The following is a 21,503-nucleotide window of genomic DNA, read 5'->3' as shown; positions in this document are numbered from 1 at the left end:
CGTCGGCGCAAGCCGATGGGTTGAAAGCTACACGACCGCGGTCTGCTGCCTGCGGCTAACACTAAATTATGTGACTATTGTGACGGTTTTCGGGATTGGCCGAGCGAACGTAAGTTACCGTCCAGTAAAAACTTGACGCTCGCGGTTGGGCCACTTACCATCGAAACTAGGAGAGATTGCCTCTTCTACCCGGTTTAACAGTGAAGTTGTGCTTATCGCCCACGGGAGTTTCTCTTGGCGCTCGTTTTGCAAATTGTGTTGGCCATAGTCCTCTTGATGGGCTTGGTGTCGATCTTTCTCGCCACGAAGAATTGGCATTGGAGTTGGGTGACCATTGTCGCCTTCATCCTGCTCAGTTCGCTTGGCTATTTGATCCTCGCCACCGAGACGATGCGCATCCATCGCAACTTGCGGACGAACCTCGCTCGGCTCGAACAACAAATCACCACTCTCGAACAACAAAACATCGTCCTACAGCGCGGGGCGGGCACTGACACTCCCGGCATTGTGCAGATCAAGCATCAATTGCAAATGCTCACCCGCGAACGGGGTCGGGCCTGGCGGCAAGTTGCTCCCGCGGGGGCCCCCGATGCTCAGGGTCGCTTCCCCGTTACGATTGAAAATCCCAAACCGCACGGTTTGGCCGTCGACACGATTGTGTATGGCTTTGAAGCGGGACCGAGTAATCCGGCCGATCCCGCTGGCGGCAAGCAGTATCTGGGTGAATTCCGCGTCATCGAAGTCAATGAAAATGGCGCGGTGCTTGAGTCAATCAACCTGCTCGATCAACGCACGGGGGAACGGATCGCCCGCAGCGCGGCTCCTTGGAGCTTGTACGAAACTATGCCGATCGATCGTTACAAGACATTTGCCGGGTTGAGCGAAGAAGAAATTCGCAAGCTTCTCCCCGATGCGATGGTTGCGGAATACCTGCACCACGACCAAGAAGCGACCGACAAAGACAATCCACGCGATGTCGTGGGTGTGGACGAGAACGGGCAAATCCTCAAGCCGGAAGACATGGGCAACGCCGCCCGAAAAGTGTATCGCCGGCCGCTGATCGACTACGCTTTCTTGTTTGCCGATCTGACGCGGAAGAAAGTCGAGCTGATGGCCAAGGTCGATGCGGTTCGTGAAGACAACGTGAAACTGGAAGCGGCGATTGCCAGCGCGAAAAAGCTGGGCACCTTCCGCGAAGAAGAAAAGACACTCATGTCCAGCGATCTGGCTGGCATGCAAGCGGATCGCCAAGCCATCGAAACGCATCTGCAAATGGTGAAACGACAACTGGACAATGCCAAAAAGCTGATCGACGAATTGCTAGCCACGAACACCGATCTGGCCAACGAATTGGCCCAGCGCGAAGCGTCGCTCAAGCAAATGATCGATGCCACGGCCCCCGCCCCCGCCACGGCGGTTTCTTTGCCGTAGTTGTCTTTATGCTTTTAGCCGCAGCCGGTAAGCGGCGGTTTATTCCCTTGCGCGAGATTGCAGGGGACTTACGTCCCCCGCTCGCCTGGATTCTTGCCGTAGTCTCGCGGTGCCCTGTGAGCTACTATTTCCGCATGGGACTCTACGACCGAGATTATGCTACCGAACGTGAACCGGGCTATCACTTCAATGCGCCGCAATCGATCACCACGCAGTTAGTGCTCGTGACGGTGGCCGTGTATGTGCTGCAAATGTTTGCCGGGCCGCAATTCACCGACCGATTGGAATTGACGGCCGACTGGTATCGCGCGCCGTGGAATGTCTATCGATTGCTGACCTATGGCTTTTTGCACGACCCGGGGTCAATGTTGCACATCGTGTTTAACATGTTCGGGTTGTACACCTTCGGCAAACCGGTGGAAGAAACCTACGGCCGGGCCACGTTCGGTTGGTTTTATCTCTCGGCGATAGTCTTTTCCGGACTCGTGTGGTCGCTCTCCGAGATGGCTGCTCCTGGTGGTGGTGGCGCGGCGGTGGGTGCGTCGGGGGGCGTGGTCGCGGTTGTGATCTTGTTCGCGCTCAACTTTCCACATGCCAAGGGGATGGTCTTTCCGATTCCCTTCCCGATTCCGATGTGGGTCTTGGCTACGGGAATTGTGTTGATGGACTTCTCGGGCGCGATCACTCGTGCCGGAGGCGTGGCCTTTACGGCTCACTTGGGTGGGGCGCTGTTTGGTTGGATTTTCTATCAAACCGGTTGGACCCCGGAACGCTTGTTCAACAAGCTTGGCGGAGGCCCAAGATCGCGAAAACCCAAACTGCGCGTCGTCGATCACGAAGAGGAAGTGGAAAGTGCCACTGAGCAAGAACTCGACCGCATTTTGCAGAAGATTCAAGCCGAAGGGCAGGATAGTCTCAGCTGGTCCGAACGGCGCACCTTGGAACGAGCAAGCCGGGAATATCAGAACCGGCGGAAGTAATTGTCGGCGAGCCGGCTCGAATCAATTAGGAGTTTACGATGGCAGGAGGCCGACGCCGATGGATCAGGGGACTCGCGGCCCTCGTGGCGGTGAGTCTTGTGCTGAACTTGCGCGAAGTCGCCCAGGCAGCCACGGCTGAACAGCAAAATTCTTCAACGACCCATGGCATGGTTCACTTGGCTGGTGGCACGTTTCTGATGGGAACACCGCGGCCCAGCCCCGACGATCAACGCCCCGTGCATCGCGTGGTGGTGAAACCTTTCTGGATCGACACAGCTCACGTCACGAATCGCGAGTTTGCCGCGTTCGTCGCCGACACGAACTATCGCACGACCTCCGAAGAGCGTGGTTGGTCGCTGCTGTTCAATCGTGAAAAGGGAAACTGGCAGCAGGTGGCGAATGTTTCCTGGCGGCATCCCACGGGGCCCGATAGTTCGCTGGCTGGGAAAGACGATTTTCCCGTCGTGCATGTGAGTTGGCATGACGCGGTCGCCTTTGCGAATTGGGCGCAGAAGCGATTGCCGACCGAAGCCGAATATGAGTTCGCCGCGCGTGGCGGTTTGAGCGATGCGCAGTTTCCTTGGGGCCGTGAGTTAAGTCCCGAGCGCGAATTCCAGGCGAACTACTGGCAAGGGAAATTTCCACTCACGAATCTCACGCAAGACGGCTATTTTGAAGTCGCCCCGACCAAAAGCTTCGCTGCCAATCCTTATGGTCTCTACGACATGGCGGGGAATGTCGCCTGCTGGTGCGGCGATTGGTACGCGGCCGATGCTTACGGACAAAGCACCGTCGGCAACACGACAGGCCCACAAACGGGCACCGAGCGCGTACTGCGGGGGGGCAGTTGGGCTTCCACCGCCGAGAAAGGTGACGGCCTCCATGTGGGGGACCGCGATCATGCCGTGCCGTCGGAAACGTCGAGTTGTATTGGTTTCCGCTGTGCAAGAGAAAAATAGAACGCGGATTAACGCCGATTGAGCTGCTCTACGCGGATTGAAATATCTATTTAAGAATCTGCGTTAATCCGTCAAATCCGCGCGAATCCGCGGCCCATAATCCTCAAATTCGCTGCTGTGTTTATCCAAGCGACGAAAATCGGTTAGCATCTATTATCCGAATCACAGGAGATACCCATGGCGGATTCACAAAAAATTCTCATCACCGGCGCGAGTGGGTTGATTGGCACGCCGTTGACTCGTGCCCTCGAGGCCTCGGGCCATACTGTGCTGAAAGCTGTGCGGCGTGCCCCGAAGAATGACCGCGAGGTTTTTTGGGTGCCCGAGCGGGGTGAGATCGACAAATCGAAGCTCACGAATCTCGACGGCGTGGTGCATCTCGCCGGTGCCAACATCGCCGGGCAGCGGTGGTCGGATTCCTATAAGCAAGAAATCCGCGAAAGCCGCGTCAAAGGGACACGGCTGATCGCCGCCACAATTGCAGCGCTCGATCCCAAGCCGCGCGTGTTTGCTAGCTCATCGGCCATCGGTTACTACGGCGATCGCGGTGAGGCCGTGCTTGATGAATCGAGCGCACCTGGCGAAGGTTTTTTGCCCGATGTGTGTGTTGATTGGGAGAACTCGACCAAAGCGGCGGTCGACGCAGGGATTCGCACGGTGTTGATGCGCACCGGTGTCGTGTTGAGCCCCGAAGGGGGTGCGCTCAAAAGCATGTTGCTCCCCTTCAAGCTTGGGGCAGGCGGCATACTCGGAAACGGCAAGCAATACTTCAGCTGGATCGAACTCGACGACATCGTGTCGGCGATGCAGTTCATTCTCTCGAACGATTCGCTCAAAGGCCCTGTGAATCTGGTCGCGCCTCATCCTGTTACGAATCGCGAGTACACCAAGACTTTGGGCAAAGTGCTGGGGCGGCCCACGATCTTACCAATGCCCGCGTTCGCTGCGCGGCTGGCTTTGGGTGAAATGGCCGACGAATTGTTGCTCGCCAGCACGCGCGTGCTGCCTAAGGAATTGGAGCGTGCGGGGTTTTCATTCGCTTATCCAGAGTTGGAACCCGCGCTGCGGCATGCGTTGAAGTGAGCGAGATTCCCTGGCTCGCGTAGCGATCCGGCTATCAATCTAACCGTTTAAGCGACGTTCTTCTGATGTTTGAACAACCGCGTTGTTCGTGCGCTTTGCGAGCGTCTGTTTCCAGCTTGCCGACAACTCAGCCAACGCCGCGAGTTCGGCCGCAGCAGCAGCCTTGTGTTTGTCATGGTGCATCACTTGGTTTGCACGTGCGACGGTCCAATCGTCATGCGGTCGTTCGCTCAGCGTGAGCGGCATCCCCGTCTCGACCAAACCTTCTTTGAGCACACGGAAATACCAACCTGTTTTGCCGTTCTCTTGCACTTCGTGCGCCAGAGTTTTGCGCTGCCAACGCCGCGCGAGTTTCCAGCATGGTTGCCGCGGCTGTGAGACTTGCACGACAACCGAATCACCCACTTGCCAAACATCGCCGATGCAAACTTGCTCTTCCGTTAAACCAGCGATGGTAAAGTTCTCGCCAAATGCGCCCGTCGGCAAGGGATGAATCGCGAGCTCATCTTGCCAAAACGGATAGTGATCTAACGAATAAACGCAGATCGCCTTATCTGGTCCGCCATGCACCGCGAGATCTGCCTGCCCATCGCCGTCGATGCCATTCACACGCGCAAATGCCGGCTCGCTCACCGGTTGTTTGATGAAGCCCGTAGTCCATGGCTTGTCGGAAAGGTCGTGTTCGCCGGTCGGCTGCACTTCGCGCGGCAAACCCAACTGGAGCGAATATAAGCTAGCGAAGGCCATCATGATCTCACGAAACGTAGGCTTTGCGGAGCAAAAGAATCGATTTTGCGTTTTTTAAGGACATGGGCAATGGCTGCTTGTTGATCAGCAGCGGCCTATATTACAGGAGCTACAAGCAATTGTGCCGGTTCACCTTAAGGCAAAACTCATGGCCAGTCTCCGCTCCTTCCCCGCGCTACATTGGTGGTGCTGCGTTCTCTTGGCATCCGTTTTGGGTTGCGGCAGCGCCGTGAAAAACGATTACGTCCCGCCGCCGCCACCCAGCGTGACGGTCGAACTTCCCGTGCAGGAAGAGATCACCGAAACCAAAGATTACACCGGCACGACGCGGGCGTTTGAGGAAGTCGAAATCCGCGCTCGCGTGGAAGGCTTCTTGGAAGAAATCAATTTTCGCGATGGCGAAGAAGTCAAAGCGGGGCAACTACTGGCAAAGATCGATGACCGCCCCTTCAAGGCGGCACTCGCTCAAGCCGAGGCGAGCGTAGCACTGGCCAAAGCTCGCTTGGAAAGTGCCCGCGCGGGGTTAAGCCAGAAAAAAGCGGAGCTCGCCAACGCGCAAATGGAACTCAAACGCGCTGAAGCCGTCGTCGCACGTTCGCCGGGGGCAATCACCGAATCTGAAGTCGATTTGCGTCGCACGAACGTCATGACGGCTCAGGCGATGGTCGAAGCCTCGCAGGCCGACATTGAATCGGCCCAAGCCGAAATCGCCGCCGGGGAAGCGGAGGTTCTGAAGGCTCAGTTGAATCTCGATTACACACAAGTCCATTCCCCCATCGCAGGCCGCGCGAGCGCTAAGAACTTCGACGTGGGGAGCCTCGTGGGGCGGTCCGATTCGTCGCTGCTCACGACGATCACCCAATCGGATCCAATTTACGCTTACTTCACACTGAGCGAAAACGATTTTCTGGAATTCAACCGTCAACGAATCGCCGAAGGCCGGGCGGCGGGTGGCAATCCTAGCAAAAACGTTTATCCCCTGTTCTTGGCGTTGAGCGATGAAGACGACTTCACCCACGAAGGTTATTGCGATTACACAGACACGTCGATCGACGAAAGCACCGGCACGTTCATGGTCCGGGGACGATTCGACAACCCCCAGGCTTTGATTCCGCCGGGAGCGTTTGTGCGGATCGAAGTGCCGCTCGGTCAAAAAGAAGCGCTGCTCGTCAATCCCACGGCCGTGGGCCGCGATCAAGCAGGTGCCTATTTGATGGTTGTTAACGACGAAGACACCATCGAGATGCGGCGAGTCACCTTGGGTCACGAATACAAGGGCATGCAAATCGTTGCCGATGGCGACCTCCAACCGACCGACCGCGTGGTCGTGAAAGGGATTCAGTTCGTGCGTCCCGGTTTGAAAGTCACGCCCCACTTGGCCCAGGAAGCGGCTGAAGAAGCAAAAGCTCCCGCGGGAGAACCGGCCGCATCATGATTTCGCACTTCTTTATTGAACGACCGATTTTCGCCAGCGTCATCTCGATCATCATCGTGATCGCGGGGGCGATTTCGCAATTGGGCCTGCCCATCGCGAAGTTTCCTGAGATCACGCCCCCCACGGTGCAGGTGACCTGCTACTATCCTGGCGCGAATGCGAAGGTGGTCGCCGAAACAGTTGCCGCGCCGATCGAACAAGAAGTCAACGGCGTTGAAGACATGCTCTACATGTCGAGCACATCGGCGGACGACGGTTCGTATGTGCTGAACGTGACGTTCGAAATCGGCACGAACATGGATATGGCGACCGTGCTCGTCCAGAACCGTGTTTCGATTGCCCAGCCCAAACTGCCCGAAGAAGTTCGCCGCCAGGGGATCACGACCAAAAAGCAATCGACCGCGATTTTGCAATTCATCGTGTTGTCGTCGTCGAATCCCAAACTCGATGCGTTGTTCCTGAGCAATTACGCGCTCATCAACGTCAAAGACGAGCTCAGTCGCATCAAGGGCGTGGGGGCGGTTGTGTTGTTCGGGGCCGAAGAATACAGCATGCGGGTGTGGCTCGACCCGGCGAAACTCAAAGCCCGGCAACTCACGACCGAAGACGTCGTCAACGCGATCCGCGAGCAGAACGTGCAAGTCGCGGCCGGCCGGTTGGGTGAACCCCCTACCCCGGCGGACACGGCGTTTCAATTGGTGGTCAACACGCAAGGACGCTTGAAGGAAGTCGAGCAGTTCGAAGATCTGATCGTCAAATCCGCCAAGGGTGGCCGGATCACGCGGGTACGCGATGTGGCTCGCGTCGAACGGGGCGCGAAAAACTACAACCGTTCGTCGCAATTCAACGGCCAGCCGTGCGCGTCGCTCGCTGTGTATCAGTTGCCAGGGGCCAATGCCCTCGACGTGGCCGATCAGCTCAAGGCGACCATGGAACGCCTCAGCAAAGCCTTCCCCGCGGCGATGAAATATTCGATTCCGTTTGATACGACAATGTTCGTCGACGCGTCGATTCATGAAGTTTACAAAACGCTCGGCGAAGCGATCGTGCTTGTGATCCTGGTGATCTTCCTGTTCCTGCAAGACTGGCGGGCGACGTTGATCCCGTGCGCGGCGATTCCCGTATCGCTCATCGGCACATTCGCAGTCATGGCGGGCTTGGGCTTCTCGATCAACATGCTCACGCTCTTCGGTATCGTGCTGGCCATCGGCATTGTAGTCGACGACGCGATCGTGGTGGTCGAAAACACGATGACCAAGATCGAAAATGGCCTGGCACCCAAGCCGGCAGCCATCGCCGCGATGGATGAAATCACCGGACCGATCATTGCCACCACATTGGTACTGCTCGCCGTGTTTTTGCCGACGGCCTTCATGGGGGGCATCACGGGGCAACTCTACCGGCAATTCGCACTCACGATTTCCGCCTCGGTGACGATCAGTGCGATCTGCGCATTAACACTCAGCCCCGCGCTGAGCGCGATGCTGCTGCGGCCTGCTCCCGAGAAACGCAATATTCTGTTCCGCGGTTTCAATCACGGCTTCGATAAGTTTTCAAACGCCTACGACGGCTTGGGTCGGATCATGGTCCGCCGGGTGCTGATCGTGCTAGTGATCTTTGGCGGATTGTTGGCCCTCACGGCGATGGGCTTTGGCCGCTTACCGACCGGCTTTTTGCCCGTAGAAGATCAGGGCTACGCGTTTGTGAACGTGCAGCTTCCCGACGCCGCTTCGGTGTCGCGGACCCAAGCCGTGATCGAAGAAATCGATCGTATCGCGGCCAAGACCCCCGGCGTGGCCAATCGCATTTCGATCACCGGCTTCTCGATCCTCACCGGCGTGAGCGGCTCGAACAATGGCTTCATGGCGATTGTGTATGAACCGTGGGACGACCGTATGTCGCTTGAGGAAAGCCAACAAGCGATTATCGGCCACTTGCGCCGCGAGTTCAGCAAAGTTGAAGAAGCAGTTGCGATTGTGTTTCCGCCGCCAGCCATCGACGGCTTGGGCAACGCGAGCGGCTTTCAGATGCAATTGCAAGACCGTGGCAACGCGGGGCTTGAACAACTGCAAGCCGTGGCCAACGAAATGGTCACCGCCGGGAACGCTCAAACAGGCCTGCAAGCGCTCAACACAACCTTCCGCGCCGCCGTGCCGCAGGTGTTTGTCGATATCGACCGCACGAAAGTGAAAACACTCGGCGTGCCGCTGAACACGGTGTTCAACACGCTGCAAGCGTATCTCGGTTCGACCTACGTGAACGACTTCAACGAGTTCGGCCGCACCTATCAAGTGCGTGTGCAAGCGGATCAGCAATATCGCCTGAATGCCGATGCGATCAAGAGCCTCGACGTCCGAAATGCCAATGGCGATATGCTCCCCATCGGCACATTCGCCACGGTCTCCGACACGCTGGGGCCGCAAATCGTGCAGCGCTACAATCTTTATCCGACGGCACAGATCAACGGCGAAGCGGCGCCCGGTTTTAGTTCCGGTCAGGCCATCTCGCTGATGGAAAAGATGGCCGATAAGACATTACCCACCACAATGGGCTTTGAATGGACCGGCATGTCGTTCCAGGAAAAGAGTGTCGGCAACGAGCAGTATTTGATTTTCGCCTTGGCAGTGATTTTGGTGTTTCTGGTGCTGGCCGCGCAGTATGAAAGTTGGACCAGTCCTGCCGCGGTGATTGCCGTGGTGCCGCTGGCCATCTTGGGCGTGGTGGTCGCGCTGATGTTCCGCGGCGCGGATAATAATGTGTACACGCAGATCGGCGTCGTGCTGCTGATCGCACTCGCCAGCAAGAACGCGATTCTCATCGTCGAATTCGCGATGGAACTGCGTAAACATGGTAAGAGCGTTGCCGAAGCCGCCACCGAAGCCGCGAAACTTCGTTTCCGTGCGATCTTGATGACTTCCATTGCCGCGATCCTTGGCTTCATTCCACTCGTGACTTCAACCGGAGCGGGAGCAGCAAGTCGTCAAGCCGTGGGCAATGCGGTCGTGGGAGGCATGAGCGCCGCGACAATCTTCTCGTTACTGTTTGTGCCGACGTTCTTCGTGGTATTCTGCGGCATGAGCGAATGGGGCTCAAAACTCCGCGGGAAGAAAACCGATGCCGTGGTGTAATTTTTGATACCACGTAAGACACGAACGACACGAAAAAATCCCGGGCGAGCCGTAAACGTCAGTGCCCGGAGTTTTTTCACGCAGAGGCGCAGTGGTCGCGGAGCGGGAAATTTTGCTATAATGAGTTTGATGAGATAACTCGTAGCTAAATCTTGTCGGAATGACCTCGATATGACTTTACAATTTGGCTACGCAGTTCTGAGAATACTCCTGCTCGGTATAGCAGCGGCAGTTGGTTATGTTTTGGTTTATATACCGCTCATGCTGCTCTTGTTTGACAAGCGAATACCATTAATCTTTTTCCTGATTTTAGCACTTGCAATCACAGCTGCCGTATTGCTTGCAAGTTTCGCTGATCGTTATTTACCACGTTCTCCCCGTGGCAAATAGTAACCTTGCTTTTCTGTTCTTCTTCCCGGAGGGGCAACACCGATACTTCGTCTGCAAAAAGCATCGTGTACTCAATCGCATGAACAGACAAGTATCGCCGGTCATGCGTCGCTGCCACCCATTCTCAATTGCCGCGCATGTCGACACGGTGTGCCTAACTTTCAGCGGTGGCTAGCACGCTATCGCTCTCGGCTTACCGTTGCATAGCACTCTGTCGGCGATGGAAGTTCTTCGGTGTTTTTTATCGTGAATTAGCACCAACCCTCTAGCAAACCGGTCGCTGTGACGTTCTAGCCGGGTTTGTACCCCTCTTGGCCTGCGAAAGTCTTGCTCTCCTCTCTGTTGGCAGATAGACTCAAGCCGGGAACAGGAAGCGGCACGGGACTCATCTTCTTGGCGATCCAGCAGCCAGGTGTGAACCGTTCTTTTCTTTTCGGGAGGTGCCGCTAATGATTTCTTACATCTCGAGTAGACTTTCTCTACTCACGGGAGCGATCTCTGCCGCGTGTTTTCACGTGTCACCTTGCTCTGCGAGTTCTGGTGACCCAGTGAAGAGATTCCGCTTCTGTACTATCAGAATGCGAGTACTAGGTACTGCGAGACTATTCATCGCGGGGGCGTTGCTGGTTCTTGGCTCGCAAACGTTCGTCAAAGCCAGCTTGGTGCTCACCCCTCCATCGCTCAATGCTGGATCCCAGTATCGCCTTGTCTTTTCAACTTCGACAACGATTCAAGCGGCTTCAACCAACATTGCCACTTACAACACGTTCGTGAATGCCGTCGCGGCTGGCAATGTGCAACTCAATGGCATCTCGTGGACTGCGATCGCATCAACACCTAATGTGGATGCGCGAGACAACACTAATACGAATCCTTTTGTCGATGGCGCTGGTGTGCCTATCTACAACTTGGCCGGGAGCCAGCTGGCAAATGACTACGCCGATCTGTGGGACGCCTTCTTACAGAATCCCGTTGCCGTGGACGAGTTCGCCAATCCAACGACCACAGATGTCTGGACCGGCACGGGAATCTTCGGTCAAGAAGATTTCAACACCCTCGGCCTTGGTCTTGGCACTGTAACGGCCGGCTATGTTACACAATCTGGCCCGTCTTGGATCCGTGGTGCAACGCTCGCGAACACCGGCCAAGCGCTCTCGATCTATGCCATCTCGAGTTTAATAACGGTTCCCATTCCCGAACCCACAACCGGCCTGATGCTTGGTTTGGCTGTGGGGGCGTGGGCTGCCGGGCGGCGGCGGCAAGTTCTCCGATGAAGTTTGTGAGATATTCAGCTCATCACAGCGGCCTATTCAACGCCACTTGAATCCGACTGTTCTCTTTTCTGGAGGTATTGCTCATGATTTCTTATATCGCACGCAGACTTTTTCCAGCTGTCTTAGTGTTTTCTGCCCTTGGCCTGCTGGATTCAGCCACCTACGCGGGGCCTGGTGATCCACTAAAAGGAATCGGCGTCGGTGTTATCAAAAAGCCCACTGGTCTTGTACAAGTTCAGCAAGACTTGGTGCCTCCACCGGGTGAGTGGTATGTCGGCTCGAGTCGGGTCGAATGGTACCCACCCGGCAAAGCCATCAGAGAAAACGGTGTCCAGCTTACTGTTTTACAAGGCACGTCCCCCGTCTTGTTACCTGGGGGCGATTGGGCTGTCGACTCGTTCTTTGATATCACGTTTGAAATCTTCCTGGAAGTCGATGGAGGCCCGGTCACCGAATACACGGGCACGGGCAGCATGCACATTGCCGGGACGGCGCCTGGCGGACAGGAACCGCGCGTCTTCGACATGGAAGTCCTCTCGCTACAGATGAACGGCATGCTCGATCCGGCCACGCCCTTCGAGATTCGCGAGTCACCGACCTTGCCATCGCCGGGTCAAACGACGCTCACGCTGCTGCCCAACGGCGATTACCAAATCGATAGCTTCTTCGACGTCTTCACCGAACTCAGCCTCGACGGTGGCCAGACTTGGGCCCCCGGCGTGGGCGTGCCCGAACCCACAACCGGCCTGTTGCTCGGTTTGGCTGTGGGGGCCTGGGCTGTCGGGCGGCGGCGTCTCCGGTTGTAGTTACTCATCACTTCTTTTCCAACATCGTCTCATATCCGAAAGGCTGATCATGGCTACTCAAAAATTGTGGCAGAGCGTGCGCGCGATGTGTTGTCTCTCGTTGGCTTTTGCGTTGCTTCCAGCAGTCCAGGCTGCCCAGACGATTCCCGGCGTAGACATTATCGTTAAAAAAACACCAGGAGGTAACAAGGTGACTTTCGTAGAAGCCGGAATCCCGGCGGGGGAGCTTGATCAACTCAACGATACGGAGATTCCCCGCCCCGCGAATGCGACGATCAGCACCACGCGGAGCAACACCAAAGGGGGCTTGCAGGTCGGGGGTGGAACTCCTCCGCTTGACCAAGGGAATGGAGATTGGTTGGTCGATTCGTTCTTCGACGTGTTCTACGAGATTGAGTTCGACTTTGGCGGCGGAAACATCGTCCCCTTTGTTGGCACGGGGCAGGGACACATGGTCGGTGCGGGGGTCACCAACTCCGACTGGGATGGAGATGGCGACGTTGATCTGGACGATGCTCTCTTGACGGCTGTCAACGGTCCCATTCACCAATTCGACGTGGCGGTCGATGCCTTCGACGTTGCTGATCCAGGCAACAACATTTTTCTCAGGGAATCGCCATCGCTTGAATCGAGCGCACAGTTCTTGCGTCGCGACAGGCCCGATGGCAAATTCGTGATTGCTGGCTATTTCGACGTCTGGATCGAGATGAGCCTCGATGGAGGAGGAAGCTGGCTCCCCGCCAGTTCGTCTCTCCAGTTCATGACGCTCGATATTCCCGAACCCGCATCCGGCCTGTTGCTCGGTTTGGCGTTGGGGACCTGGGCGATAAAACGACGACGCTAAACAAGCGAATCGACTACTGAGCAAACAAACGCGAGCCGGCGGGATTGACCCGCTGGCTCGCAAATCATTGCCGCGCATGTCGACACGGCGTGCCTAAGTTTCAGCGGTGGCTAGCACGCTAGCGCTCTCGGCTTTCCGTTGCATGGCACGGGATTCCCTGCTGCAAGCTCGTTAAATTCCAGCGAACTCGCGAATTAGCCGTGCGCGGTATGGCTTTTGCTTCTCTCTTCTGATCCCGCCTGGATAACCCACCGTATTTCGGTACCCCGAACGAAATTATGACACTCGCCCTTTGTTGGCGTGTCAGCAATGTCATTCCGAAAGGAGTTCTACGACTTGAGGAATCTGCGTTCAGCCATTTCTCGTATTGATGACGAGTACAGCTGGAATCCAGATCCCTCTGTCGGCAAGCCTCCCTCGGGATGACATGCTCAACTTGCAAAAGCCCGCGATCTTTCACGTGGCTGCAATCTAATAACATAGCCCCAATGGATGGATTTTGATAATGCGTAGCGCATTAGGTTTTTTGGTCGACATGGATGGCGTGATCTATCGCGGTTCGGAATTGATTCCCGGCGCGAAGGATTTTATCGACCGCTTACTCGAAGAGCATGTTCCGTTTTTGTTTCTCACCAACAACAGCCAGCGCACCCGTCGCGACGTGGCCACCAAGCTCAATCGCATGGGAATCGAAGTCGCTGAGCGTCATGTGTTTACCTGCGCGATGGCCACCGCCCGATTCCTCGCCAAGCAAAAGCCCCACGGCACGGCCTATGTCATCGGCGAAGGGGGCTTGCTGCAAGCCTTGCATGAAAATGGTTACGCGGTCGTGGATCGCTCGCCCGACTATGTCGTGGTGGGCGAGTGCCGGACCATCACGCTGGAGATGCTCGAACGGGCCGTCGACTTGGTGCTCGGTGGCGCGAAGTTGATCGGTACGAATCTCGATCCCAACTGCCCGACGCAACATGGCACACGGCCCGGCTGTGGGGCAACGCTCGCTTACCTGGAAGCCGCCACGGGCAAAAAAGCGTTCAGCCTGGGGAAGCCAAGTCCCGTGATGCTGCGGATGGCTCGCAAGGAATTGATGCTCAGCACGTCGCAAACCGTGATGATCGGCGACACGATGGAAACCGACATCCTCGGCGGCGTGCAAATGGGCTACCAGACGGTGCTCGTGCTGTCCGGCGGCACGCGGCGCAGCGATCTGGCGAACTTCGCGTATTGCCCCGGCATGGTGCTCGACAGCGTGGCAGAGCTCGCCGACCGCACGCGCGAGCTCGAGGAAATTTTCCCGCCGATGATTTCACGCGCCGATGACACGCCGCACGATCTGCAGGAGTGGATCGCCGCGCATGCGTGAAGATTAGGGACCACGAATCCAACGAATTGCACGAATACTCGGCGAGCCGTGAGGCGTAAGCCCCCGGCAGTTCTGCGGAGTTTTTTCACGCTGAGGCGCAGGGATCGCGGAGGAGTGTTATGCTCAAAGTATTCAGTTCGATCCAAGTTTCGTATCATCATGCCAGAGCGCTATCATGCTTTCTTTCGATTGGCTCAAAAAGCATCGATTCGTATCACTCACTCGCCGTGAGCATGATTGGGTATTCGAGTTTGATATCGACTGCAATCTAGTGGTATCGAGTCTTTGGCGGCTCATCGATAACGGTCGGATATGCATAACAAGTGTCGATGAAGGACAACAATTCGGTCTGCCAGCTCCTCTAGACGTCGTTGACTTCACGAAAGCACGAATATCAGGTCACACAATTGATGAAGTAGAGTTGCGAGAATCAATTCTCGATCTTCGTATCCATTTCGATGGCGGATGTATTCTTGAAGTCCTTCCCGATTCCTCCGGGTACGAAGCCTGGTCCCTCCAGCGGCTAGGTCAACAATGGATTGCGCAAGGTGGTGGCAATCTCGTCGAATTCTAAAGTCTAGCTCCTCAATCCGCCCGGCCCGCGTGACGGCCCGGCTAGGGGAGCGTTCTGCAACTTTCCAACTCGCTTGCGGTTTCGCGAGCGCGGATTCTCCTAACCCCGAAATCTTGCGGTTTTTGGCCGTTTTGCGGCACTCTGGGGCACTTCTGTAGGCATTGTGAGAACTTGCCAATCAGTTAAACTAGGGGTTTCTTCACAGTCCGCCCCCGCCAGTTACTATCTCGCAGCCTACAATTCAGTCTTTGGGGAACAACGGTTTTGATGCATTCTCAAGTTGTCGTATTGGGTGGCGGTCCCGGCGGATATGCCGCAGCGTTTATGGCTGCCGATCTGGGGCTCGAAGTCGCCATTGTCGAAGCCGATCCGCGGCTGGGGGGAACCTGCATGCTGCGGGGCTGCATCCCGTCAAAGGCCCTGCTGCATGTGGCCAAAGTGATCGCGGAAGCCCGGGAAATGGAAGAATGGGGGGTCAAATTTGAGCCACCCAAGCTCAACGTCGATACCCTGCGGGCCCGTAAGGAAAAAGTCCTCGACACACTGGCCGGGGGACTTGCCCAGCTAGCCAAGCGGCGGAATGTGAAAGTCATCAACGCCCGCGGGATCTTTGTTGATTCGCAAACGCTGCAACTCGAAGGGGGCAACCCCGCTACTTACGAAAGCGAGCGGATCACGTTCGACCACTGCATCGTCGCCTCGGGAAGCGTCCCCGCCGTCCCCAAGCCGTTTCAAATCGGTTCGCCGCGGGTGATGGACTCGACCGGCGCCCTAAAACTCGAAGAAATCCCCAAAACGCTGCTCGTGATCGGCGGCGGCTACATCGGCCTGGAAATGGGGACCGTCTACGCCGAACTCGGCTCAAAAGTCTCAGTCGTGGAACTCACCGACGGCCTGCTCCCCGGAGCGGATCGTGACCTCGTGAAACCGCTGCACAAACGGCTGGAAAAGCTGTTCGACAAGATCATGCTCGGCACGAAAGTGGTGGCGATCAAAGACGCCGGCGATCACGTCGACGTGGAAGTTGAAGGGGCCGACGGCAAGAAGACTTTGCAGTTCGACCGCGTGCTGATTTCGATTGGCCGGCGACCGGTCACCAACGGCATGGGCCTGGAAAACACGAAAGTCACGGTCACCGAACGGGGCTTTATCGAAGTCAACGAACGTCAGGAAACCTCCGACCCGCATATCCTCGCGATCGGCGACGTGGCGGGTGATCCGATGCTCGCCCACAAAGCCTCGCACGAGGGTAAAGTCGCCGCGGAAGTGCTGGCCGGTGAACCCGCGGCCTTCGACAAGTTAGCGATCCCCGCGGTGGTGTTCACTGAACCGGAAATTGCCTGGGCCGGTCTGACGGCTGACGAGGCGAAGCGCAAGAACATCGAAGTTCAAATCGCCCAATACCCCTGGCAAGCCAGCGGCCGGGCCATTGCGATGGGCAAGACCGACGGCCTGACCAAATGGCTGGTCGAACCCGGCACGAATCGTTTGCTGGGTTGTGGCATTGTCGGCAGCGGCGCGGGAGAATTGATCGCCGAAGCGGTGCTCGCGATCGAGATGGGCTGCACCGCCCTTGACGTGGCCGAGTCGATCCATCCCCACCCGACACTCAGCGAAACTGTCGCCTTCGCCGCGGAAGTCCAACTGGGCACGGCGACCGAAGTTTATAAACCAAAACGTAAGAAAGAAGACTAAGACCACCAAGACACAAAGGACACGAAGATACAATTATCAACGCGATTTCTGATTTCGCCTTTCTTTGTGATCTTTGTGCCTTAGTGGTTATCGCTTTAGCTAGGGATTTATTATGGCCAATACCAAAGCCGAGCCGATTAAGACGCCGATTCTCAATGACGTCGATCCGGCGGAAACCGCCGAATGGCTCGAGTCACTCGATTACGTGCTGGAGAGCAAAGGCCCCGAACGGGTGCAGCAGTTGATCTCCGCGCTCGAGGAGACCGCCAATCGCTACGGTGTGGAATTGCCGTTCACGGCGACAACCCCCTACATCAACACGATTCCGCGCGATAAGCAGCCCCCCTACCCTGGCAACCGCGAACTCGAACGCCGCATCAAAAGCTTCGTTCGTTGGAACGCGATGGCGATGGTCACCCGCGCCAACCGCGACCCCGCTTCTCCCGGCGGTCACATTTCAACGTTCGCTTCGTCGGCGACGTTGTACGAAGTCGCGCTCAATCATTTCATCCGTGGGCGTGGGCAAAGCGGCTACGACGGCGACCAAGTTTATTACCAAGGCCACGCGGCCCCGGGCATGTACTCCCGCGCGTTTTTGGAAGGCAGACTCACCGAGCAAAACTTGGTGAACTTCCGTCGCGAGTTGAGCCAAGGGGGCGGTTTGTCCTCGTATCCCCATCCTTGGTTGATGCCCGACTTCTGGGAATTCCCCACCGTGTCGATGGGCCTCGGACCGATCATGGCGATCTATCAGGCGCGGTTCAACAAATATCTCACCGACCGCGGCATCATCGACTGCTCGAAAAAGCGGGTCTGGTGCTTCATGGGTGACGGCGAATGCGACGAGCCGGAAAGCTTGGGCGCGATCACGCTCGCCTCGCGGGAGTATCTCGACAATCTCGTGTTCGTCATCAACTGCAATTTGCAGCGGCTCGACGGACCTGTGCGCGGCAACGGCAAGATCATTCAAGAACTCGAAGGGGCGTTCCGCGGCGCTGGTTGGAACGTCATCAAAGTCGTGTGGGGCGGTGACTGGGACCCGCTCTTGGAAGACGATGACACGGGCCTCTTGATGCAACGCATGATGGAAGTCGTCGATGGCCAGTATCAAAAGTACGTCGTCTCGGGGGGTGATTTCATCCGCGAAGATTTCTTCGGCAAGTATCCCGAGTTGCTGGAATTGGTGAAGAAGTATTCCGACGACAAGCTCCGCAAAATGCGCCGCGGCGGTCATGACCCCGAAAAGGTGTTCGCTGCCTATCAGAAAGCCTGCCAACGCAACGGCAAGCCAACCGTCGTCATTGCCAAGACGATCAAGGGCTATGGCCTGGGCGAAGGAGGCGAAGGCCGCAACGTCACGCATAATCAAAAGAAGCTCAACGAAGACGAGCTGCGCGAATTCCGCACGCGGTTTGGCATTCCCATTTCCGACGAGCGCGTGGCCGAGGCACCATTCTACAAGCCGCCCGCCGACAGCCCGGAAATGAAGTATCTGCGCGAGCGCCGCGAAGCGCTGGGTGGTTTCGCGCCGATGCGAAATTCCAATCCCGTGAAGCTGGAAGTGCCGCGCCTAGCCGATTACGAAAAGACGATGGCCAAGCTCGTAAGTGCTGGTCCCGGCAAGGAGTTTTCAACCACCAACGGATTCGTCCGTCTGCTGGGTGATCTGTTGCGCGACAAGAAGATTGGCAAATACATCGTGCCGATCGTCCCCGACGAATCGCGGACCTTCGGCATGGAAGGCTTGTTCCGCCAGATCGGCATTTACTCGCATCACGGCCAGCTTTATCAGCCGGTCGATTCGGATCAACTCGCTTTTTACAAGGAAGCCAAAGACGGCCAACTCCTCGAAGAAGGCATCACCGAAGCGGGCAGCATGTCGTCGTTCAACGCGGCAGGCACGGCCTATTCGTCGCATGGCGTGAACATGATCCCCATGTTCATCTACTACTCGATGTTCGGCTTCCAACGGATCGGTGATCTGATTTGGGCCGCGGCCGACATGCGAGCCAAGGGCTTCCTGCTGGGTGGCACGGCGGGTCGCACCACGCTCAACGGCGAGGGCTTGCAGCATCAAGATGGACACAGCCTGGTGAACGCGATGGCGTTTCCGACTGTCCGTGCTTATGACCCCGCGTTCGCTTACGAGACGGCCGTCATTATTTTCGACGGCCTCAAACGGATGTACGAGGACAACGAGACGGCGATCTACTACATCACCCTCGAGAACGAAAACTACATGATGCCCGAGATGCCCGCCGGTTGCGAGGAAGGCATCATCCGCGGCATGTACAAGGTCAAGAGTGTTGACGCTAAGGGATCTCGGGTGCAGTTGTTTGGTAGTGGAGCAATTTTGCGTGAAACACTGCGAGCCGCCGACATCCTGGCCGAGAAATACGACGTGGCGAGCGACGTGTGGAGCATCACCAGCTACACGCAACTGCGGCGCGATGCCCAGGAGTGCGAGCGCTGGAACATGCTCAACCCCGAGAAGGCGCCGCGGAAGTCGTATATCGAAGAACAACTGGCCGGCGTGGAAGGCCCCGTAATTGCGTCGAGCGATTACATGCGGATCCTCGCCGAGCAAGTGAGCGCGTGGGTCCCCGGCGGATTGTTCGCGCTCGGAACCGACGGCATGGGCCGCAGCGAGTCGCGCGAAGCGTTGCGACGGCATTTTGAAGTCGACGCCGAGTGCGTGGTGCTGGCGACGCTCACGCAGTTGGCCAAGCGCGGCAAGTTCGAACAGGCCAAATTGGCCGGCGTAGTGAAAGAGTTGAACATCAACCCCGACAAACCCTCGGCGTTGTACGCATAAGAATTTTTTACCACAGAGGACACGGAGGAACACAGAGGAAAGACTGTCAATGCAAGATGAGTTGACCGAGAAGATTCTTGGAGCTGCTATCAAGGTCCATTCTGTGCTCGGTCCCGGATTGCTCGAATCCGCTTATGAAAAGTGTTTATTATTTGAATTGCATCGAAGTGGTCTTAAGGCTCTGTTTCAAGTTGAACTACCTATTGTTTATGAAAATTTGAGAATCGATGCTGGCTATCGCATCGACTTATTGATTGAAGATCGAGTTATTGTTGAACTGAAGGCTGTTGAAAGAATTCTTCCAATACACAAGGCTCAATTACTTTCCTACTTGAAATTAAGTAACACCCGCGTTGGATTACTTTTGAATTTCAACGTGCTGCACCTTAAGGACGGTATCACGCGAGTTGTCAACAACTGACTTACCTCTGTGATACTCAGTGTCCTCTGTGGTTAATACTTGATTTAAGAACTGAAGATATATCATGGCAACACAAATCACACTTCCCAACTTGGGCGAAAATATCGAATCGGGCGACGTGCTTTCGATTCTAGTTTCTGAAGGCGACACGATCAAAGCCGATCAGGACATCATCGAAGTCGAAACCGACAAGGCCACGATGCCGATCCCCAGCCCGCAGGCGGGCAAGGTCGTGAAGGTGCTCGTCTCCGAGGGAGACACAATCAAAATCGGCGCGGCGATCCTTGAGATCGAAGCCAGCAGCAACGGCACGGCCGCGAAAGAGAAACCGGCCGCCAAGGAAAAGGCCGCCGAGCCCAAGGCTGCTGAACCTAAGCCTGCTGAATCTAAGGAGGAGGCTCCCAAGGCAAAGAGCGCACCGAAAAAGAAACCCGCCGACGAAGAAGATATTCCCCCGCCCCCGGGCGAAGATGAAGTCGCCGTTGTCGAAGACGACGAAGCGGAAGATGAAGTTGAAGCCGAACAGCCCGCACCGAAGAAGTCGAGCGCTGCGGCACCGAAAACAAGCGCACCAGCTAAATCCAGCGCGTCGAGTGAGGAAGCTGGTGATGGCCAATCGGCAGCGGCGGCAGGTCCTGCCGTGCGGCGGTTGGCCCGCGAGTTGGGTGTTGATCTCCGTCGCGTGCGGCCATCAAGTGGTAGCCGCCTCAGCGAGGAAGACGTGCGTGCTCACGTTCGCGCGAACAATCAGCAAGCGGCTTCGCAAGCACCCAAGGGCGTAACGCCTCCCGGTTCGCTCGATTCCGATAACCACGGCGCGGTGCGACGTGAAAAGATGTCGCGCCTGCGGCAAACAATCGCTCGCAACATGCTGAATTCGTACACCACGATTCCGCAGCTCACGAATTTCGACGACGTCGACGTGACCGAACTCGAGCGGATTCGCAACGACAGCAAGGCCGACTATGACACCCAGGGCGTGAAGCTCACGGCGATGCCGTTCCTGGTGAAAGCCGTGGCGACGGCGTTGCGTCAGCATCCGATCGTCAATGCTTCGATCAGCCATTCGGGCGACGAGATCATCTACAAGGAATATGTGAACATCGGCATCGCGGTCGACACCGAGCGCGGGTTGATCGTGCCCGTATTGCGTGACGCGGATCGCAAGAGCATTCCGCAGATCGCGCGGGAACTCGCCGAAATGGCCGACGCCGCGCGTTCGGGCAACTTCAAGGTTGAAGACCTGCGCGGCGGGACGTTTACCATCAGTAACCTCGGCGCAGTGGGGGGAACTTACTCCACGCCGATTATTAATCCCCCCGAAGTAGCTATTCTGCTCGCTGGCCGCAGCCGGATTCTGCCACAGTATATTAATGACCAATTGCAACCGCGGCTGATAATGCCACTGTCGATCAGCTACGACCATCGCATCGTCGACGGCGCCGCGGCGGCACGCTTCCTGAACGACGTAAAGCGATACCTGGCAAACCCCGGCCGCTTGCTGCTGGCACCGTAAGGCAAAGCACGGCTCTTAATTCCACAATAGCCGGGGTGCTAC

General features: G+C 56.7%; 17 protein-coding genes. 16 read left to right on the top strand and 1 reads right to left on the bottom strand.

Annotated elements, in window-relative coordinates:
* The first annotated feature begins 234 nt into the window (after window positions 1–234).
* From SH678x_RS00915 to SH678x_RS00900, 4 genes are all read left to right on the top strand, one after another.
* Window positions 235–1,431, top strand: coding sequence for a hypothetical protein (locus tag SH678x_RS00915; RefSeq protein WP_496920999.1), 1,197 nt, complete (start codon window positions 235–237; stop codon window positions 1,429–1,431).
* A gap of 8 nt (window positions 1,432–1,439) precedes the next feature.
* A complete protein-coding gene (locus tag SH678x_RS00910) occupies window positions 1,440–2,411 on the top strand; it encodes a rhomboid family intramembrane serine protease (protein ID WP_496920998.1) in 972 nt (323 codons plus the stop codon).
* A gap of 38 nt (window positions 2,412–2,449) precedes the next feature.
* Entirely contained in the window at window positions 2,450–3,370 is a 921-nt protein-coding gene (locus tag SH678x_RS00905) for a formylglycine-generating enzyme family protein (RefSeq protein ID WP_496920997.1), read from the top strand.
* Between the two features lie 177 nt (window positions 3,371–3,547).
* The gene (locus tag SH678x_RS00900; RefSeq protein WP_496920996.1) at window positions 3,548–4,453 is read left to right on the top strand and encodes a TIGR01777 family oxidoreductase; all 906 of its coding nucleotides are present in this window, start codon (window positions 3,548–3,550) and stop codon (window positions 4,451–4,453) included.
* 39 nt (window positions 4,454–4,492) lie between these two features.
* Here the strand turns inward: SH678x_RS00900 and SH678x_RS00895 are convergent, their stop codons facing one another.
* Window positions 4,493–5,203, bottom strand: a complete 711-nt coding sequence (locus tag SH678x_RS00895; protein WP_496920995.1) for an MOSC domain-containing protein — start codon at window positions 5,201–5,203, stop codon at window positions 4,493–4,495.
* Window positions 5,204–5,348: 145 nt separating this feature from the next.
* On the opposite strand from SH678x_RS00895, the gene SH678x_RS00890 reads away from it, so the two are divergent.
* The 12 genes from SH678x_RS00890 (at window position 5,349) to SH678x_RS00835 (ending at window position 21,461) form a co-directional block, all read left to right on the top strand.
* Window positions 5,349–6,635: an efflux RND transporter periplasmic adaptor subunit gene (locus tag SH678x_RS00890; RefSeq protein ID WP_496920994.1), complete on the top strand. Its 1,287-nt coding sequence runs from the start codon at window positions 5,349–5,351 to the stop codon at window positions 6,633–6,635.
* A complete protein-coding gene (locus tag SH678x_RS00885; protein WP_496923102.1) occupies window positions 6,635–9,763 on the top strand; it encodes an efflux RND transporter permease subunit in 3,129 nt (1,042 codons plus the stop codon). The genes SH678x_RS00890 and SH678x_RS00885 overlap by 1 nt, the downstream gene beginning before the upstream one ends.
* A 171-nt stretch (window positions 9,764–9,934) precedes the next feature.
* Complete coding sequence (locus SH678x_RS00880) at window positions 9,935–10,153, top strand: hypothetical protein (protein ID WP_496920993.1); 219 nt, start codon at window positions 9,935–9,937, stop codon at window positions 10,151–10,153.
* A gap of 578 nt (window positions 10,154–10,731) precedes the next feature.
* The gene (locus SH678x_RS00875) at window positions 10,732–11,427 is read left to right on the top strand and encodes a PEP-CTERM sorting domain-containing protein (RefSeq protein WP_496920992.1); all 696 of its coding nucleotides are present in this window, start codon (window positions 10,732–10,734) and stop codon (window positions 11,425–11,427) included.
* 83 nt (window positions 11,428–11,510) lie between these two features.
* A complete protein-coding gene (locus SH678x_RS00870; RefSeq protein WP_496920991.1) occupies window positions 11,511–12,233 on the top strand; it encodes a PEP-CTERM sorting domain-containing protein in 723 nt (240 codons plus the stop codon).
* Window positions 12,234–12,282: 49 nt separating this feature from the next.
* Window positions 12,283–13,077 (top strand): PEP-CTERM sorting domain-containing protein, encoded by a 795-nt coding sequence (locus SH678x_RS00865; protein WP_496920990.1) that lies wholly within the window; start codon window positions 12,283–12,285, stop codon window positions 13,075–13,077.
* Window positions 13,078–13,582: 505 nt separating this feature from the next.
* Window positions 13,583–14,440, top strand: coding sequence for an HAD-IIA family hydrolase (locus SH678x_RS00860; RefSeq protein ID WP_496920989.1), 858 nt, complete (start codon window positions 13,583–13,585; stop codon window positions 14,438–14,440).
* A gap of 175 nt (window positions 14,441–14,615) precedes the next feature.
* Window positions 14,616–15,014, top strand: coding sequence for a hypothetical protein (locus SH678x_RS00855; protein WP_496920988.1), 399 nt, complete (start codon window positions 14,616–14,618; stop codon window positions 15,012–15,014).
* 267 nt (window positions 15,015–15,281) lie between these two features.
* Entirely contained in the window at window positions 15,282–16,709 is a 1,428-nt protein-coding gene (gene lpdA, locus SH678x_RS00850) for a dihydrolipoyl dehydrogenase (RefSeq protein ID WP_496920987.1), read from the top strand.
* A 112-nt stretch (window positions 16,710–16,821) separates the two neighbouring features.
* Complete coding sequence (aceE, locus tag SH678x_RS00845; RefSeq protein WP_496920986.1) at window positions 16,822–19,524, top strand: pyruvate dehydrogenase (acetyl-transferring), homodimeric type; 2,703 nt, start codon at window positions 16,822–16,824, stop codon at window positions 19,522–19,524.
* A gap of 49 nt (window positions 19,525–19,573) precedes the next feature.
* Window positions 19,574–19,945 carry a GxxExxY protein gene (locus SH678x_RS00840; RefSeq protein ID WP_496920985.1) on the top strand — a complete coding sequence of 124 codons (372 nt, stop codon included), beginning with the start codon at window positions 19,574–19,576 and terminating at the stop codon, window positions 19,943–19,945.
* A 64-nt stretch (window positions 19,946–20,009) separates the two neighbouring features.
* The gene (locus SH678x_RS00835; RefSeq protein WP_496920984.1) at window positions 20,010–21,461 is read left to right on the top strand and encodes a 2-oxo acid dehydrogenase subunit E2; all 1,452 of its coding nucleotides are present in this window, start codon (window positions 20,010–20,012) and stop codon (window positions 21,459–21,461) included.
* Window positions 21,462–21,503: the final 42 nt, after the last annotated feature.

The sequence above is a fragment of the Bythopirellula superficialaquae genome, assembly GCF_059632245.1.
This window is presented reverse-complemented; position numbering and strand designations above follow the sequence as displayed.

What these genes read in the sequence shown, in the direction of transcription:
- SH678x_RS00840 (WP_496920985.1), top strand. Translation starts at nt 19,574, where the DNA reads ATGCAAGATGAGTTGACCGAGAAGATTCTTGGAGCTGCTATCAAGGTC.
- SH678x_RS00880 (WP_496920993.1), top strand. Translation starts at nt 9,935, where the DNA reads ATGACTTTACAATTTGGCTACGCAGTTCTGAGAATACTCCTGCTCGGT.
- SH678x_RS00890 (WP_496920994.1), top strand. Translation starts at nt 5,349, where the DNA reads ATGGCCAGTCTCCGCTCCTTCCCCGCGCTACATTGGTGGTGCTGCGTT.
- SH678x_RS00905 (WP_496920997.1), top strand. Translation starts at nt 2,450, where the DNA reads ATGGCAGGAGGCCGACGCCGATGGATCAGGGGACTCGCGGCCCTCGTG.
- SH678x_RS00835 (WP_496920984.1), top strand. Translation starts at nt 20,010, where the DNA reads ATGGCAACACAAATCACACTTCCCAACTTGGGCGAAAATATCGAATCG.
- SH678x_RS00855 (WP_496920988.1), top strand. Translation starts at nt 14,616, where the DNA reads ATGCTTTCTTTCGATTGGCTCAAAAAGCATCGATTCGTATCACTCACT.
- SH678x_RS00870 (WP_496920991.1), top strand. Translation starts at nt 11,511, where the DNA reads ATGATTTCTTATATCGCACGCAGACTTTTTCCAGCTGTCTTAGTGTTT.
- aceE (WP_496920986.1), top strand. Translation starts at nt 16,822, where the DNA reads ATGGCCAATACCAAAGCCGAGCCGATTAAGACGCCGATTCTCAATGAC.
- SH678x_RS00910 (WP_496920998.1), top strand. Translation starts at nt 1,440, where the DNA reads ATGCTTTTAGCCGCAGCCGGTAAGCGGCGGTTTATTCCCTTGCGCGAG.
- SH678x_RS00860 (WP_496920989.1), top strand. Translation starts at nt 13,583, where the DNA reads ATGCGTAGCGCATTAGGTTTTTTGGTCGACATGGATGGCGTGATCTAT.
- SH678x_RS00900 (WP_496920996.1), top strand. Translation starts at nt 3,548, where the DNA reads ATGGCGGATTCACAAAAAATTCTCATCACCGGCGCGAGTGGGTTGATT.
- SH678x_RS00865 (WP_496920990.1), top strand. Translation starts at nt 12,283, where the DNA reads ATGGCTACTCAAAAATTGTGGCAGAGCGTGCGCGCGATGTGTTGTCTC.
- SH678x_RS00895 (WP_496920995.1), bottom strand. Translation starts at nt 5,203, where the DNA reads ATGATGGCCTTCGCTAGCTTATATTCGCTCCAGTTGGGTTTGCCGCGC.
- SH678x_RS00875 (WP_496920992.1), top strand. Translation starts at nt 10,732, where the DNA reads ATGCGAGTACTAGGTACTGCGAGACTATTCATCGCGGGGGCGTTGCTG.
- lpdA (WP_496920987.1), top strand. Translation starts at nt 15,282, where the DNA reads ATGCATTCTCAAGTTGTCGTATTGGGTGGCGGTCCCGGCGGATATGCC.